This window comes from Kosakonia sp. H7A (assembly GCF_003028445.1).
Lineage (GTDB): Bacteria > Pseudomonadota > Gammaproteobacteria > Enterobacterales > Enterobacteriaceae > Kosakonia > Kosakonia radicincitans.
Genome location: NZ_PYTZ01000030.1, coordinates 1 through 804, shown reverse-complemented (window position 1 = coordinate 804; position 804 = coordinate 1). Strand labels below are relative to the sequence as shown.

Annotated in this window: 1 protein-coding gene; it reads right to left on the bottom strand. The window is 61.7% G+C overall.

Annotated features, from left to right (window positions below):
* On the bottom strand, positions 1-804 hold an 804-nt coding region (locus CWM66_RS27910; protein ID WP_107147741.1), incomplete at both ends, for an integrating conjugative element protein.

Here is an 804-nt window from a genome sequence, read left to right as displayed (position 1 = left end):
ACTGTTATTGCTGATGGCTTTACGCAGGTCCATCTCGTTACGCAGGGCGCTGATCTCACGATCCAGGGCATCGATGCGGCGATCTCCCTCGGCAATGGCCTCAGGCTGTTCGGCGGCATTCGGCTCAGACTCACCGGTGGTAAGCATGCGGCGCATCGTGAGCGCGGTCTCAACGGTATCAGCCATCGCCAGCTCACCGGCAAGACGCTGTACCAGAGCCGCTTTGTCCGGGTCATCACGCAGCGACTGGATAACACCGCGCGTCACCACCAGACTGCCGGTTTTGAGCGTCGCCAGATTATCCGCGGTGGGCTGGAGCTGACCACCGACCAGCTTATCCAGCTGTTCCAGGTTGGTTTTCGTTGCATCTTCCAGCACCGGCGAGAAACCGGTGCCGGCAACGGTGCTGCCGGGCTGATTATCCGTGCCACCACTGGTACATTCACTGGTCTCACGGCAGGTACGGATGGAGCGGTCACCCAGCACTTTCACCACCGCAGTTGCCGCATCATCCGACGACTTCCAGCGCTGGCAGACCGTGCCGTTGCAGCTGGCGGAGCCCACGCTGCTGTTGCTGGTCACCGGCAGGCTGTTCATCATGTTATAACCGGCTTTCGCCAGGTCACGGGTCGGCTGAATGGCCTGCTGGCCTTTGCCTCCGCGCTTCTGGCCGCCGACCCAGGTGACACCTTCTTCACCGGTGGCCTTCTGCAGTTGCTGGTCGCTGGAGACGGCATCCCCGCCGCTCGAAGCCACGACGTCTTTATACTCTTCGGCTACAGCAGCCTGCTGCCATTTGCTGCC